This window comes from Haemophilus sp. C1, from assembly GCF_001276515.1.
In the GTDB taxonomy this organism is placed as follows: Bacteria; Pseudomonadota; Gammaproteobacteria; order Enterobacterales; family Pasteurellaceae; genus Haemophilus.
Genome location: NZ_LDVZ01000013.1, coordinates 15,102 through 29,332, shown reverse-complemented (window position 1 = coordinate 29,332; position 14,231 = coordinate 15,102). Strand labels below are relative to the sequence as shown.

The window sequence follows — 14,231 nt, the reverse complement described above, 5'->3', positions numbered from 1 at the left end:
AAAATTATTCTCTTGTTTTTGGCAGCAACCACGGCATAACAAATAGAGCATAAAAAACCATTCCGCACGTACTCACTAATCCGAGCGATAATCCTCCATTCGTTACCCATTCCCAAAAGGATGATTCTTGTTCGCCAAGTAATAACAAATAAAAATAAGATGCCATATTGCAGTAAACAAATGAAATGATAGAGGAAACTAATACAATCGAGGCAATATTATAACGTGTATAACGGAATTTTGCGGCTAAAAGTGCGATTAAAAATGCGGGAATGGTGGCGAGAAGAAATACTGTGAGAGCATATCTAGAAAAAGGAACGATAACGCCACTTGAATCATCATCGAACCAAATCAAAAGTGCGGTGACGATTACTTGTAAAATTAGAGGGAAAAAAATAAGTGTTTTTAAGTAAGATTTCATAATAAAAAATAGGCTATCCAAAAGGTAGCCTATTCTAAAATAAATTTAAGGATTAATCAGATTTTTTCGCACGTAATACGCGAGATGCAAAAATCACAATGCCCACGATAAATACGATTAACCCTAACCACTCGCCAATAGTATCCCAGTTTTCAAGATTTAAGGATAATGGCGCTTCAGAACCACCAGTGGTAACAGAAGCCGCAATAATGAATGCTAAAATTACCCCCATTAAACTTTCGCCTACAATTAAACCTGCAGAGAAAAGCGTACCGAAACGTTCTGCTTTAGCTGACACTTCTTTGTTACCAAGTTTTGCAATATGGCGAGCCATAATCCACGCTAAGAATGCTCCGACAATCACAGGCATATTAATTGATGGCGGTAAGTAAATACCAATCCCCACGGCAATAACTGGCAAGCCAAAGACTTTGTTGCTGACTTTTTTCAAAAACGCATCAATCGTAATTAACACAGCACCTAAGCCCACACCAGTTAAGATGTAAGTCCATTCCAATTTATTTGTGAAAATGCCTTGAGAAATGGTGGTCATTAACGTTGCTTGTGGCGCAGATAAGGCTTGTGACGGATCCATATCTGGACGCGGCAATGCACCACTGAAACCATAAGCGTGGTATAAAATTTCTAATACAGGCGCAATAACAAGCGCACCCACAAAGCAGCCGATAATTAATGCGACTTGTTGTCGCCAAGGTGTCGCTTCAACTAATAAGCCCGTTTTTAAATCTTGTAGATTATCATTAGAAATACAGGCTGTAGTGATTACAATAGATGCCGTAAACAATGTAAGTGCGGTTAAAAATTTCTGACCATCTACGGTTTCAAATAAGCCCGAAGCATTACCGATTGACACCAATACTAATGAAATCACGATAACAGAAATAATTCCGATACCAGAAATTGGGCTTGAAGATGAACCCACTAAACCTGCCATATAACCAGAAGCCGCAGCCACAAAGAAGCCGATAAATACAGCTAAGAAAGTACAAACTACCACTAATAAAATGGAAAGCTCAGGCGAAATTGGTGCCGCTGCAATAAAGTGATGTAATGAAATAACAATTAACGCAACCGTCGCAATTAAGATATAAATCATTGTTTTTGGAGAAAGGTCAATATCAATACGATGTTCTGACGCCTCTTGTCCACCTTTCAGCATACGGAAAGAATGAACCATCCCTTCAATCATTGGTTTCATTAAAATCAGCAATGTCCAAATCGCAGCAATACCAATTGTCCCCACACCAATATAACGTACTTTGGTTTTCCAAACGGTCATCGCAGCATCAATTAAACTTGCATCTGCGGCAATATCTCCTGACATTGTGAAATATGGCACTGCCACACCCCAAGTCAAAATTACACCGACTAACATTGCAATACCGCCCACAATACCAATTAAATAACCCGCACCGAGTAAGGCAAGTGAAAAGCCCATTGGTAATTGGAACGCTACTTTACTCGTTTGAATCCAAGCACTTGCGCCATCAGCCATAACGCGTAAACCATTAGTTAAAAATGCAACTAAGCTCGCTAAAACACCACCGTAAGCAATATCTTTCACACCGCTGTCGCCATCTGTATGATTACCTGCTTTTAAGATTTCTGCAGCCGCTACACCTTCAGGATAAGGTAAATCACTATTTACCACCATCGCACGGCGTAGTGGAATAGTGAATAACACGCCCAATGTACCACCAGCAGCACAAATCAACATAGTTTGCCAGAATGGAAAATCTTGCCAGTAGCCCATCATTAATAAACCAGGTAAGACGAAGATCACAGAAGAAAGCGTACCAGCTGAAGATGCTTGAGTTTGCACCATATTATTTTCAAGAATGCTAGAATCTTTGAAAAATTTGAGTACTGCCATAGAAATCACAGCAGATGGAATAGATGACGCAAATGTCATTCCCACTTTTAGACCGAGATACACATTGGATGCAGTGAAAATCACTGTAATCAATGCGCCGAGGATAATTCCTCGAACGGTCAATTCTTTTAAGTTTTCGTTATGCATAAATTGTTCCTTGAGCTTAAAAAAGAAAACCGCTCAACCTTGTCAAAAATTTGACCATTTTTCAAGTTTTTTTAACATAAATTTTGTTTTATTGAAAAATGTTTAAAGTAACCTGTTTTGATTTTTTTTCATTTAATAAAAGTCTTATTAAAGAATAAAATTTTTAATAACAGTTCATTAGCATTCTTTGTGGTACTATTTTGCTTAATCAAAAATAAGGAAAAAATAATGGCAGAAAAAGAAGTCAGATTAGATAAATGGTTGTGGGCTGCCCGATTTTACAAAACACGGAGCATTGCTAAAGCCATGATTGAAAGTGGTAAAGTGCATTACAACAATCAACGTGCGAAAGTAAGTAAAATTGTAGAAGTGGGTGCAATGTTAAAACTTCGCCAAGGAAACGAAGAAAAAGAAATTCAAATCCTTGCGTTAAGCGATCAACGCCGAGGTGCGCCAGAAGCGCAATTACTTTATCAAGAAACCGAAAATAGCGTGAAAAAAAGAGAAGAAATAGCGTGGGCAAGAAAAAATAATTCCCTTTCAATGCCCCATCCTGATCGTCGCCCAAACAAAAAAGAGCGGAGAGATTTATTGAAATTTAAACACCAAGATAAATTTGAATAAAAATCTTACCGCACTTTTCTGTGCTTTTAAGGTTTAATATCTCGCAAAATTGGATTTTGCATTGAAATCAAGGTTTCAGTGGATTGAATTTCATCTATTAACTGAATCTTGGTCGCCAAAACAGAATGTAGTTCTGCGATTGTGTGCGTCATCACTTTTAAGAAAATTGAGTAATTGCCCGTTGTATAATAGGCTTCCACCACCTCATCGAAGCTTTCTAGCTTTTTGATTACTTTATCATAATCTTTTGCGCTTTTTAGAATAATACCGATAAAACAGCATACGTCATAACCTAATTTACGCTCATCAATAATCACTTTTGTGCCTTTAATAATGCCCGATTGACGCATTTTTTCTACTCGCACATGAATCGTTCCTGGACTAACACCAAAATTTTTAGCCATTTCTGCGTATGGTGTTCTCGCATCTTTAGTGAGTACACGTAATATTTTTTGATCTAAACTATCAATGTTGTGCATAAAACTTCCTCTTTTAGATTTTATTTAATTTTTTCCTAATGAATTAGATAATATTCAACTAGAAAAAGAAAGTAAACAAAATACTTGAAATAAAATCATTATTTACTGAATAATACTCAAAAACATTACTTCTCTTTAAAAAGGTTATCAAAATGAAAAAGACATTTATTTTACAACAACAAGAAATCAGCTTTGTGAAGAACACTTTCACCCAAAATCTTATTGAACAACTTGGCATTATTGAAGTGCAAGGCCCGATCTTGAGCCAAGTGGGTAACGGAATGCAAGATAACTTATCTGGCATTGAAAAAGCCGTACAGGTTAATGTGAAATGTATTCCAAATGCGGTATTTGAAGTTGTACATTCTCTTGCGAAATGGAAACGCCATACATTGGCTCGCTTCAAATTTAAAGAAGGCGAAGGCTTGTTTGTTCATATGAAAGCATTGCGTCCAGATGAAGATTCTCTTGACCCAACTCACTCTGTTTATGTGGATCAATGGGACTGGGAAAAAGTGATTCCTGAAGGTCGTCGTAATTTTGCATACTTAAAAGAAACGGTAAATTCTATTTATCGTGCTATTCGTTTAACGGAATTAGCCGTAGAAGCACGTTTTGATATTCCTTCCATTCTTCCAAAACAGATTACCTTTGTGCATAGTGAAGATTTAGTCAAACGCTATCCAGATTTAAGCAGTAAAGAACGTGAAAACGCAATTTGTAAAGAATACGGCGCAGTATTCTTGATCGGAATTGGTGGCAAACTTTCAGATGGCAAACCTCACGATGGCCGCGCACCAGATTATGATGACTGGACAACAGAATCTGAAAATGGCTACAAAGGATTAAATGGCGATATTTTGGTATGGAACGACCAATTAGGCAAAGCCTTTGAACTTTCCTCAATGGGTATCCGTGTCGATGAAAGTGCATTACGCTTACAAGTTGGCTTAACAGGCGATGAAGACCGTTTAAAAATGGATTGGCACCAAGATTTATTAGGCGGGAAATTACCATTAACTATCGGCGGTGGTATCGGTCAATCTCGCTTAGCGATGCTTTTACTTCGTAAAAAACATATTGGTGAAGTGCAATCAAGCGTATGGCCAAAAGAAATGTTAGAAGAATTTTCAAACATTCTGTAAATTGATTTGCCACAAAACCTAGACTATTTAATTAAGGACTGATGATGATATTGTGTCGAATTCAGTCCTTTTAATTTCAGTTGAACATCGATAAGTTGCCATTTGATACGCCAGCCTTGGTTTGAACCATTGATCTTATTTATTATAAAAACTAGCAGTATCTGTTGATACTCATTTTCCTATTCAGAATTGGTTGGATAACCTATTTTAAATTTGATTGTGTAATGTTTACCCATAATAAAATCTTCATCTCAATGGTTAATTTGTTTAGTCTAGCTTTTTGGATACAAATAAAATTTACCGCACTTTTTTCTACTTATAAAAAATGCACTTTCATTACAAAGTGCATTTTTCTTATTTCTAAGCATCCATCGACATGCAGAGTAAGGTTAATGGGTGAATACAGGTCACATTGGATGACATATCAATTTGCCATTTGCAGGTTTGGCATTCAGATATGACGTAATCAAACCCACCTTCGTTAATATTATCGAATAGGTTTTTACCAATAGATTGTGAAACCTCATAGTTTTCTGATTTAAAACCGTAAGTCCCAGCAATACCACAACATTGGCTAGGTAACATAATGATTTCTAAACCAGGAATTTTTTTCAACACTTCCAAAGTATAAGGTGCCCAACCCGCCTTATCTACGTGACAAGCGGTGTGATAAGCCACTCGAAGTTTAAGTGGTTTCAATGGTAATGTTTTACCTTCTTTGAACAGTTGGTATAAGAATGGCGTCACCATATGAATATGCGGACGCACTTTAGCATTGTCGATACCTAAAACATGGTGGTATTCATCACGCAGATTAAGTGAACAGCTCGATGCTTCACTGATCACGTCTAGTCCATTTTCATCTACCATTTTTCCAATGTAATCGGTATTGAACTGTGCAATATTACGTGCACGCTCTGGGAAACCGTTCACCATTAATGGTAAACCACAGCATTTTTCTTTTTCTAGTAACATCACTCCAATGTTCATCGCATTGAACACTTTAAGGAATTCTTTACCAAGCTGTGGATTATTATAGTTCACATAGCAACCATGATAATACGCGACTTTACGCTCAAATTTTTGTTGGTCTTGTAACGCATTTTTCATATACCAGCTACGGAACGTGCCAAACGCATATTTAGGTAAAGTACGTTCTTTACTGATTTTTAGCGTTTTTTCCAACATAAATTTGGTGGCTTTTAGACTTGTGATGGTGTTTACAATCGGCGCTAATGGCGTATTGATTTTCCCCATTACATCAGTGTTACTTAAAATCGCATCACGCAATTTATTCATTAACGGTTTTTTAGACTGTGCTAAGTGATTATTACGCGCACGCACAATTAAATCACCGATTTTCACATCAGATGGACAAGCCACTTCACAACGTTTACAGTTGGTACAATATTTAAGTGCTTCATCGTAAAGTTCTGCAGATTTTAAGCGTAAACGCTCACCATCTGGGCCTGATTGTTTTGGACCAGGATAAAGCGGATTGTTGTGTGAAACCGGACAAACAGCGGTACAAGCCGTACATTTAATACAGCTTTCAAAACTTTCGTCGATATATTTATGGCTTTCAGGTGAATTAATGGATTGCTTTGCACTATCAATGAGTCGTTGAATATTATTATCCATATTATTCCCCCTTATTTCGCCAAGATTTCATCAGCAACTGCCAAGGCTGTTACAACTGCGACACCCGAACCACAACCAAGCTCAAGCGCATTAAACCCACCAATTACATTACCGACGGCATATAAATTCGTTAAATATTGACCGCTCTTTTGCACTTGGCATTGAGCATTTATTGCCACACCGGCTGATTGATAAGGTTGTGGATGAGCAAAACGATGAGCAGTCCAAGTGAAACGATCTTTATCGTTAAACCCTTCAACACCGATAATATCGGATTCAAAAACTGACTCATAAATTTTATCGAATTCAGAAATGAGACCTTTACTGAAGAAACTGCCTGAAGCTAGTACGAAATTATCTGCGGTAATTTCCTCATCTTCGAGCAAGCGAGTGTTGATACAACGTACTTGATTTCCTTCAAATGTTGCGCTCAATGCACTATCACCATTAATCATTAAACCGCCAAGGGATTCAAATTTACGGCGTAATTGAATACGTTGACGCATACCAAGTAATGATGGTGGCAACGTTGGTAATTCAAATAATGCGAGTTTAGTTGCATCACGAAGTGCGGTCATAAATTCTTGGTTTTCTAAACCAAAACAAGCCGGTAAAAATACGGCTTCTGCGCCTTGCGCTGATTCAATAATTTCTTTAACGAGATCATTGAACGCAAGTTTGTGCTCTAGAAGTTGAGAGATGTTTACACTACGGAACTCACGAGCATTTTTGCGAAGTTCATCTAATTGTGGAATATTTAAGAAACCACTGGTCACCTCACAATGCTCAAATTGTGGATTTAACACCAAATTCGCCGCTAAAAGTTGAGGTTGAAAATCGTGATAACCTTCGATACCAAGCACTGCAATACGTTTATGCGGAAAACGTTCATTGCCTTGTACAGTTGGCACACTATTTGGTGAAAGCCACGCACCACGTAAACTGCCTAAGCCTGTTACACGCCAATGGTTCTTTTCCGTAGAACCAAGTAAATCAAGATTTAATTCATTGGCTAAACGTTCAAAATCTTGTGCTTTAGCAAGCACTTTCTCTGCGCCCAATAAACTATAAGGATGGGCTGGCAATTCATTACGAAGTGCGGTGATATTTTCTTTTAAATTTTCTACCGCGCGACCTTCTCCATTTTTGGTTGATGGCATACGGCTTAATAAATCTAAAGAGCCGGATGCAAAATCAATGGCTGCTTGACCGTTGTTGATAATCACGCAACGTTTGCCGCGTTGTTGAAGGGCGATGCCACAGGTTAAACCCGCCAAACCACCGCCAATAATGGCTACATCAAAATTCATTGCTATCCGTCCCTTGTTGTGCTTGTTCATCAAGTGGTTTCACATCATTTAAACCTAATACGCTACCATACATCCAAGATGTAAATTCGGCTTCGCGAATAGCTTCACCCCAAGCAATCGGCTCAATACCTCTCCAGCGTTCTTCCATAAAAGCAGAAAGTTGAGTGGTTGATTGAGTTGGTGTTGCCACCTCAAAACGGTTCATTAAGCCAGCAGCACGACATGCACAAAGCTCAGCCTGGCAAGTACCCATACCAACACGAGTACGGCGACGTAAATCCACAATGTTATTTACGCTAAGTTCATCAATTGCATAGCGCACTTCGCCCGCCGTCACCGCTTCACATTCACACACCATTGAACGATCTAAACGTTCTTTTTCAAGCAAACGAGTAGCACGTGAACCATGACGATACACAGCAGAATAACGAATGGTACTTGGTAATGAAATGACTTTTTGGTTGGTCTCTTGACGACTTTCAGTAGAGCCCGGCAAAGGTTGCTCCGCTGTTACACAACGAGCCGTTTTATTAAGTTTTTTACAAACAAGGTCGGTCGCCCATTCAGCCATTAAACGATAAGTCATTAACTTACCGCCAGTGATAGTAATAAAGCCATCTAAGCCATCACGTTCTGCGTGGTCAAGTAGCACAATACCACGGCTCACATTACGACCTGATGGATCATCATCGCTCGCAACTAATGGACGCACCCCAGCATAAGCACGTAATACGCGAGTATGACGCAAGCTCGGGGCAAGTTTTTCACCTTCACGGAAAAGAATATCCACTTCTTCTGGCGTCACTTGCATATTATCAATTTGATCATAAGGAATACGGCTTGACGTTGTACCAATAACACAAATTGTGTCGCCTGGAACTAGAATATCGGCATCAGCTGGTTTACGGCAGCGGTTAATGACAAGTTTATTAATGCGATGGCCCATTACGAGCAATGCACCTTTCGCTGGGAACATTTTGATTTTGAGATCGGCATATTCCGCAATCCCTTGTCCCCAAATACCACCAGCATTCACAACAAGCGGTGCAAAAAATTGGCGTTCTCTACGATTTTTGTGATCGAACACATTCACACCAATCACTTTTCCACCTTCACGAATCAAATTTTTTACTTCGCAATAAGTGAACATTTTTGCGCCGTTTTCTGTCGCATCCATCATATTAGAGGCCGTTAAACGGAATGGGTCAATAGAACCATCTGGCACAACAACAGCCCCCACTAAATCTGGATTTACAGAAGGCTCCATAATTTTAGCTAAGTCAGGATCAATGGCTTGCGCATCAATTCCAGATTTTGCACAACTCTCAAGGAAGGTTTTTTGATAGTCGAGAGAATCTTCAGGCAACGTGATAAATAAGCCTTCCGTTTCATCTACGCAATGACGCGCAATTTTGCGCAAAATGCGGTTTTCTTTAATACATTCTTCAGCAGATTCTTGGTCGTTCACGGCATAACGTGCACCGCTGTGTAATAATCCGTGGTTACGTCCTGTCGCACCGGTCGCAATATCGCGGCGTTCCAATAAAATACAATCAATACCACGAAGTGCACAGTCACGCGCAATACCAGCACCCGTTGCGCCACCACCGATAATAATGACATCGGTACTGAGTGGCGAAAAATCTCCAACATCTTTATATATGCTAGGCGATAATCCCATGTTTACCCCCAATTCCCAAAATTTAACAAAAAAGTAATATAAAAATCACAGGCATTGTAGAGAAGTGCGGCAAAATTAACAACATTTTGAGCGCAAAAGAAAACAATTTTGTGATACCGATCACAATAATTTTCGCATTCGCTCAAATGGTGTAAAATTTTTGTGAAACACTTCACATTTTTTACTTTTTTTACTTCCTTATTTTTTATTTTCTTTTATTATGCGCCTATCCCTTACTGTCTAATAAAGGGTGAATAAAACTTACACATAATTAAAAGTTGGAGAAAAAATTATGTTTGGACCATTCAAACCCGCTCCGCATATTGCGGAACTTCCGGCGGAAAAAATTGATTCCACGTATAAACGCTTACGTTGGCAAGTATTCGCAGGGATCTTCTTTGGTTATGCCGCATACTATTTCGTGCGTGCAAACTTTGACTTAGCACAACCTGGTTTAATTCAAGCTGGCCTTTATACAAAAGCTGAGCTTGGTGTAATCGGTTCTGCAGCTGGTCTTGCTTACGGTTTATCAAAATTCGTAATGGCTGGTATGTCTGACCGTTCTAACCCTCGTGTATTCCTACCATTTGGTTTATTACTATCTGGTTTATGTATGACCTTAATGGGTCTATTCCCATGGGCGACCTCTGGTATCGCTATCATGTGGGTGATGATCTTCTTAAATGGTTGGTTCCAAGGTATGGGTTGGCCTCCATGTGGTCGTACAATGGTGCACTGGTGGTCTAAATCTGAACGCGGTACTATCGTGTCAATTTGGAATACAGCGCATAATATCGGTGGTATGATGCCAGGTGCAATGGTGTTATTAGCTAGTGCAATTTTCTTCAGTACTCACGGTATTGAAGCGCAAGCAAAAGACATCTGGCAACAATCTTTATACTATCCTGGTATTGCAGCGATGATCTGTGCAATTCCTGTGTACTTCGTCATGCGTGATACTCCACAATCTTGTGGTTTACCATCAATCGAAAAATGGCGTAATGATTACCCTGATGACTATAACGAAAAAACTTACGAAAACGATTTAACTGCAAAAGAAATCTTCGTAACTTATGTATTAAAAAACAAATTGTTATGGTACATCGCGATTGCTAACGTGTTCGTCTATTTAATCCGCTACGGCGTATTAAAATGGTCTCCGGTTTACTTGAGCGAAGTAAAACACTTCAACATCAAAGGTACCGCATGGGCATACACAATCTATGAATTAGCAGCGGTTCCGGGTACATTATTATGTGGTTGGGTATCAGATAAAGTGTTCAAAGGTAAACGTGGTTTAACAGGTTTCATCTTCATGATCTTAACTACTGCAGCGGTTGTTGCGTACTGGATGAACCCAGCTACACCAGAAGCTGAATTAGCAAACTACAGCGCATGGTATCAAAACCCATACCAATTAACTGACTTCATTTTAATGACTTTAATCGGTTTCTTAATCTATGGTCCTGTAATGTTAATCGGTTTACACGCGCTTGAGTTAGCACCGAAAAAAGCAGCAGGTACTGCAGCAGGTTTCACTGGTTTATTCGGTTACTTAGGTGGTACAGTTTCTGCATCTGCAGTTATCGGTTGGGCAGCTCAACATTACGGATGGGACGGTGGTTTCTACGTAATGATCGGCGGTGGTGTATTAGCGGTGTTATTACTCTTAATCGTAATGGTTGAAGAAGGAAAACACAAAGCGAAATTAGGCGATACCTACGGTACTAAATAATTAGCTTAAAAAAGGCGGCGGGCAAATTGCTTAGTCGCCTTTTTTGTAACAAATTCTGAAAAAAACACAATTAAATAGGTTTCAATTAGAAGTCAAAAGGCTACTCTAACAGAGTAACATCATAATCAATCTAGGTGTTCTAACCTAGAATTCAAATAAGGAGGCTATTTCAAAAAACTCCGTATTCTATTCTAATAAATTCTTCTTCCCTTTTATTTAGGGAAAACACCCTTCATTTCAACCGCACTTCTAAGGAGTGATCTATGGATAAATCATTAAAAGCGAACTGTATTGGCGAGTTTTTAGGTACAGCCTTATTGATTTTCTTTGGTGTGGGCTGCGTTGCAGCACTAAAAGTAGCTGGCGCTAGTTTTGGCTTGTGGGAAATCAGCATTATGTGGGGGATGGGCGTTGCACTTGCAGTATATGCAACAGCTGGTTTATCTGGTGCACATCTAAACCCTGCAGTAACCATTGCCCTTTGGAAATTTGCTTGCTTTGACGGCAAAAAAGTAATTCCTTACATCATTTCACAAATGCTAGGCGCATTCTTTGCTGCAGCATTAGTTTATACCTTATACCGCAATGTTTTTATTGATTATGAAACAGCCCACAACATTGTTCGTGGTACACAAGAAAGTTTAAGCCTTGCGGGTACATTCTCCACTTATCCTCATCCAAGTTTAAGCATTGGTGGAGCCTTTGCTGTGGAATTTGTGATTACTGCAATTCTTATGGCATTAATTATGGCATTAACTGACGATGGAAACGGTGTACCTCGTGGTCCACTTGCTCCATTATTAATCGGTGTATTAATTGCGGTTATCGGCGGTGCTATGGGCCCATTAACAGGTTTTGCCATGAATCCAGCTCGTGACTTCGGACCAAAATTTTTCGCTTACCTCGCTGGCTGGGGCGAACTCGCTTTAACAGGCGGTCGCGAAATCCCTTATTTTATCGTTCCAATGGTTGCACCTGTTTTAGGCGCATTAGCTGGTGCATGGTTATACAAAAAAGCAATTGGCAGCAATTTACCTTGTAATTGCGATAGTAAATAATTATTTGAAGGAGTAATACTATGACAGACAAAAAATACATCATTGCATTAGACCAAGGCACAACAAGCTCTCGCGCAGTATTATTAGATCATAATGCGAATGTGGTTGAAATAGCACAACGTGAATTTACCCAAATCTACCCTCGAGCTGGCTGGGTAGAACATAACCCAATGGAAATTTGGGCAACTCAAAGCTCAACCTTAAATGAAGTCGTTGCCAAAGCGGGCATTACATCTGATGAAATAGCCGCTATCGGTATCACCAACCAACGTGAAACCACCATTGTATGGGAAAAAGCAACGGGTACGCCTGTTTACAACGCTATTGTATGGCAATGTCGCCGTACAGCAGACATTACCGATAAATTAAAAGCCGATGGTCATGAAGAATACATTCGTAATACCACTGGCCTAGTGGTTGATCCTTACTTCTCTGGTACAAAAGTAAAATGGATTTTGGATAACGTTGAAGGTGCTCGAGAAAAAGCAGAACGAGGCGAATTATTATTTGGTACCGTTGATACTTGGCTTGTATGGAAACTGACTCAAGGCCGAGTGCACGTAACCGATTATACCAATGCATCTCGTACCATGTTATTTAACATTCACACCAAACAATGGGATGACAAGATGCTTGAAATCTTGAATATTCCTCGTTCAATGTTACCTGAAGTGCGTAATTCCTCTGAAATTTACGGCCAAACCAATATCGGTGGTAAAGGCGGCGTTCGTATTCCTGTTGCAGGGATTGCGGGCGACCAACAAGCTGCGCTTTACGGACATCTTTGCGTACATGCAGGCCAAGCCAAAAACACTTATGGCACAGGCTGCTTTATGTTGCTCCACACAGGTAACAAAGCCATTACATCCAAAAATGGACTTCTCACAACCATTGCTTGTAATGCAAAAGGCGAACCAGAATATGCCTTAGAAGGTTCTGTATTTATCGCGGGTGCATCAATCCAATGGCTCCGTGATGAACTCAAAATTGTTCACGATAGTTTTGACTCTGAATACTTCGCACAAAAAGTGACAGATAGTAATGGCGTATATGTTGTTCCAGCTTTCACGGGTTTAGGTGCACCATATTGGGATCCATATGCGCGCGGTGCAATTTTTGGCCTTTCTCGCGGTGCAAACCGTAATCATATTGTTCGTGCAACCTTAGAATCTATCGCTTACCAAACCCGCGATGTCTTAGAGGCTATGCAATCAGATTCGGGTGAACGCTTACAATATCTCCGTGTAGATGGTGGCGCGACAAACAATAATTTCTTAATGCAATTCCAAGCTGATATTTTAGATGTAAATGTTGAACGCCCTGTCGTGAAAGAAGTAACCGCTCTAGGTGCCGCTTATCTTGCTGGTTTAGCAACAGGCTTTTGGAAAGATTTAGACGAGCTTCGCGATAAAGCCCGTGTAGAACGCACCTTCAGTCCAGACAGCGACAATGAAAAACGCGAACGTCGCTACAAAGGCTGGAAAAAAGCAGTTAAACGCTCATTAGAATGGGCAAAAGAAGATGAAGAATAATTTATAAATTAATTCTCATACAAAAGAGCGGTCAAAACTTCTTTTATTTTGACCGCTCTTTTATTCTGTATCTGTATAAAAATTATTTTCTAGAGAGAGGTGGAACGAAGGTTAAACCTAAATCCCAAGGTTGCTCAATCCAAGTATTTTGTGGAATATCAATCACGTAATCATCTACTAATTCTGCACCTGCAGGTTTTGCAAATACAGTTACAAATTTTGCATTAGGGTACATTTGACGAATCGCACGCGCTGTATTACCCGTATCAACTAAATCATCTACTACGATAAACCCTTCTCCGCCATTTGGCACTTGAGCGGCATGAAGAACTTGTAATTCACCTTGATTGTTATGATCGTGATAACTTGCGATACAAACAGTCTCAATATGGCGAAGACCTAACTCACGAGCCAAAACAGCTGCTGGAAATAAACCACCGCGACTCACCGCAATAATACCTTTCCATTGAGAAGCCGGAAGTAAACGTTCTGATAATTTGCGGGCATGCATTTGAAACATATCCCAAGTCACCACATATTTTTCGCTCATAATTGCACCTTAGA

Annotated in this window: 12 protein-coding genes; 5 read left to right on the top strand and 7 right to left on the bottom strand. The window is 39.6% G+C overall.

The window, feature by feature from the left end:
- Nucleotides 1-4: 4 nt before the first annotated feature.
- Complete coding sequence (locus ABW51_RS06190) at nucleotides 5-421, bottom strand: hypothetical protein (RefSeq protein WP_053466016.1); 417 nt, start codon at nucleotides 419-421, stop codon at nucleotides 5-7.
- 52 nt (nucleotides 422-473) lie between these two features.
- Nucleotides 474-2,462, bottom strand: a complete 1,989-nt coding sequence (locus ABW51_RS06185) for an OPT family oligopeptide transporter (RefSeq protein WP_053466015.1) — start codon at nucleotides 2,460-2,462, stop codon at nucleotides 474-476.
- A 228-nt stretch (nucleotides 2,463-2,690) separates the two neighbouring features.
- Between ABW51_RS06185 and hslR the strand changes: the two genes are divergently transcribed.
- The gene (gene hslR / locus ABW51_RS06180; RefSeq protein ID WP_053466014.1) at nucleotides 2,691-3,086 is read left to right on the top strand and encodes a ribosome-associated heat shock protein Hsp15; all 396 of its coding nucleotides are present in this window, start codon (nucleotides 2,691-2,693) and stop codon (nucleotides 3,084-3,086) included.
- Nucleotides 3,087-3,112: 26 nt separating this feature from the next.
- Here hslR and asnC read toward each other — a convergent pair whose 3' ends face one another.
- Nucleotides 3,113-3,565, bottom strand: coding sequence for a transcriptional regulator AsnC (gene asnC, locus ABW51_RS06175; protein ID WP_053466013.1), 453 nt, complete (start codon nucleotides 3,563-3,565; stop codon nucleotides 3,113-3,115).
- Between the two features lie 152 nt (nucleotides 3,566-3,717).
- On the opposite strand from asnC, the gene asnA reads away from it, so the two are divergent.
- A complete protein-coding gene (gene asnA, locus ABW51_RS06170) occupies nucleotides 3,718-4,710 on the top strand; it encodes an aspartate--ammonia ligase (protein WP_053466012.1) in 993 nt (330 codons plus the stop codon).
- Nucleotides 4,711-5,070: 360 nt separating this feature from the next.
- On the opposite strand, the gene glpC is transcribed toward asnA, so the two are convergent.
- Genes glpC through glpA form a run of 3 tightly spaced genes read right to left on the bottom strand, consistent with a single transcriptional unit; the run spans nucleotide 5,071 to nucleotide 9,342 of the window.
- Nucleotides 5,071-6,351, bottom strand: coding sequence for an anaerobic glycerol-3-phosphate dehydrogenase subunit GlpC (glpC, locus tag ABW51_RS06165; protein WP_053466011.1), 1,281 nt, complete (start codon nucleotides 6,349-6,351; stop codon nucleotides 5,071-5,073).
- An 11-nt stretch (nucleotides 6,352-6,362) separates the two neighbouring features.
- On the bottom strand, nucleotides 6,363-7,661 hold the full coding sequence (gene glpB / locus ABW51_RS06160; protein WP_053466010.1) for a glycerol-3-phosphate dehydrogenase subunit GlpB: 1,299 nt from the start codon (nucleotides 7,659-7,661) through the stop codon (nucleotides 6,363-6,365).
- Complete coding sequence (gene glpA, locus ABW51_RS06155; protein ID WP_053466009.1) at nucleotides 7,651-9,342, bottom strand: anaerobic glycerol-3-phosphate dehydrogenase subunit A; 1,692 nt, start codon at nucleotides 9,340-9,342, stop codon at nucleotides 7,651-7,653. The genes glpB and glpA overlap by 11 nt, the downstream gene beginning before the upstream one ends.
- A 292-nt stretch (nucleotides 9,343-9,634) precedes the next feature.
- Here glpA and glpT point away from each other — a divergent pair, with 292 nt between their 5' ends.
- The 3 genes from glpT to glpK all read left to right on the top strand — a co-directional run bounded on the left by glpT (nucleotide 9,635) and on the right by glpK (nucleotide 13,667).
- Complete coding sequence (glpT, locus tag ABW51_RS06150) at nucleotides 9,635-11,077, top strand: glycerol-3-phosphate transporter (RefSeq protein ID WP_053466008.1); 1,443 nt, start codon at nucleotides 9,635-9,637, stop codon at nucleotides 11,075-11,077.
- A 263-nt stretch (nucleotides 11,078-11,340) separates the two neighbouring features.
- On the top strand, nucleotides 11,341-12,135 hold the full coding sequence (locus ABW51_RS06145) for an MIP/aquaporin family protein (protein ID WP_053466007.1): 795 nt from the start codon (nucleotides 11,341-11,343) through the stop codon (nucleotides 12,133-12,135).
- A 20-nt stretch (nucleotides 12,136-12,155) separates the two neighbouring features.
- Nucleotides 12,156-13,667: a glycerol kinase GlpK gene (gene glpK, locus ABW51_RS06140; protein ID WP_005635293.1), complete on the top strand. Its 1,512-nt coding sequence runs from the start codon at nucleotides 12,156-12,158 to the stop codon at nucleotides 13,665-13,667.
- Between the two features lie 82 nt (nucleotides 13,668-13,749).
- Here glpK and gpt read toward each other — a convergent pair whose 3' ends face one another.
- Nucleotides 13,750-14,217 (bottom strand): xanthine phosphoribosyltransferase, encoded by a 468-nt coding sequence (gene gpt / locus ABW51_RS06135; RefSeq protein ID WP_005632242.1) that lies wholly within the window; start codon nucleotides 14,215-14,217, stop codon nucleotides 13,750-13,752.
- Between the last annotated feature and the right edge of the window lie 14 nt (nucleotides 14,218-14,231).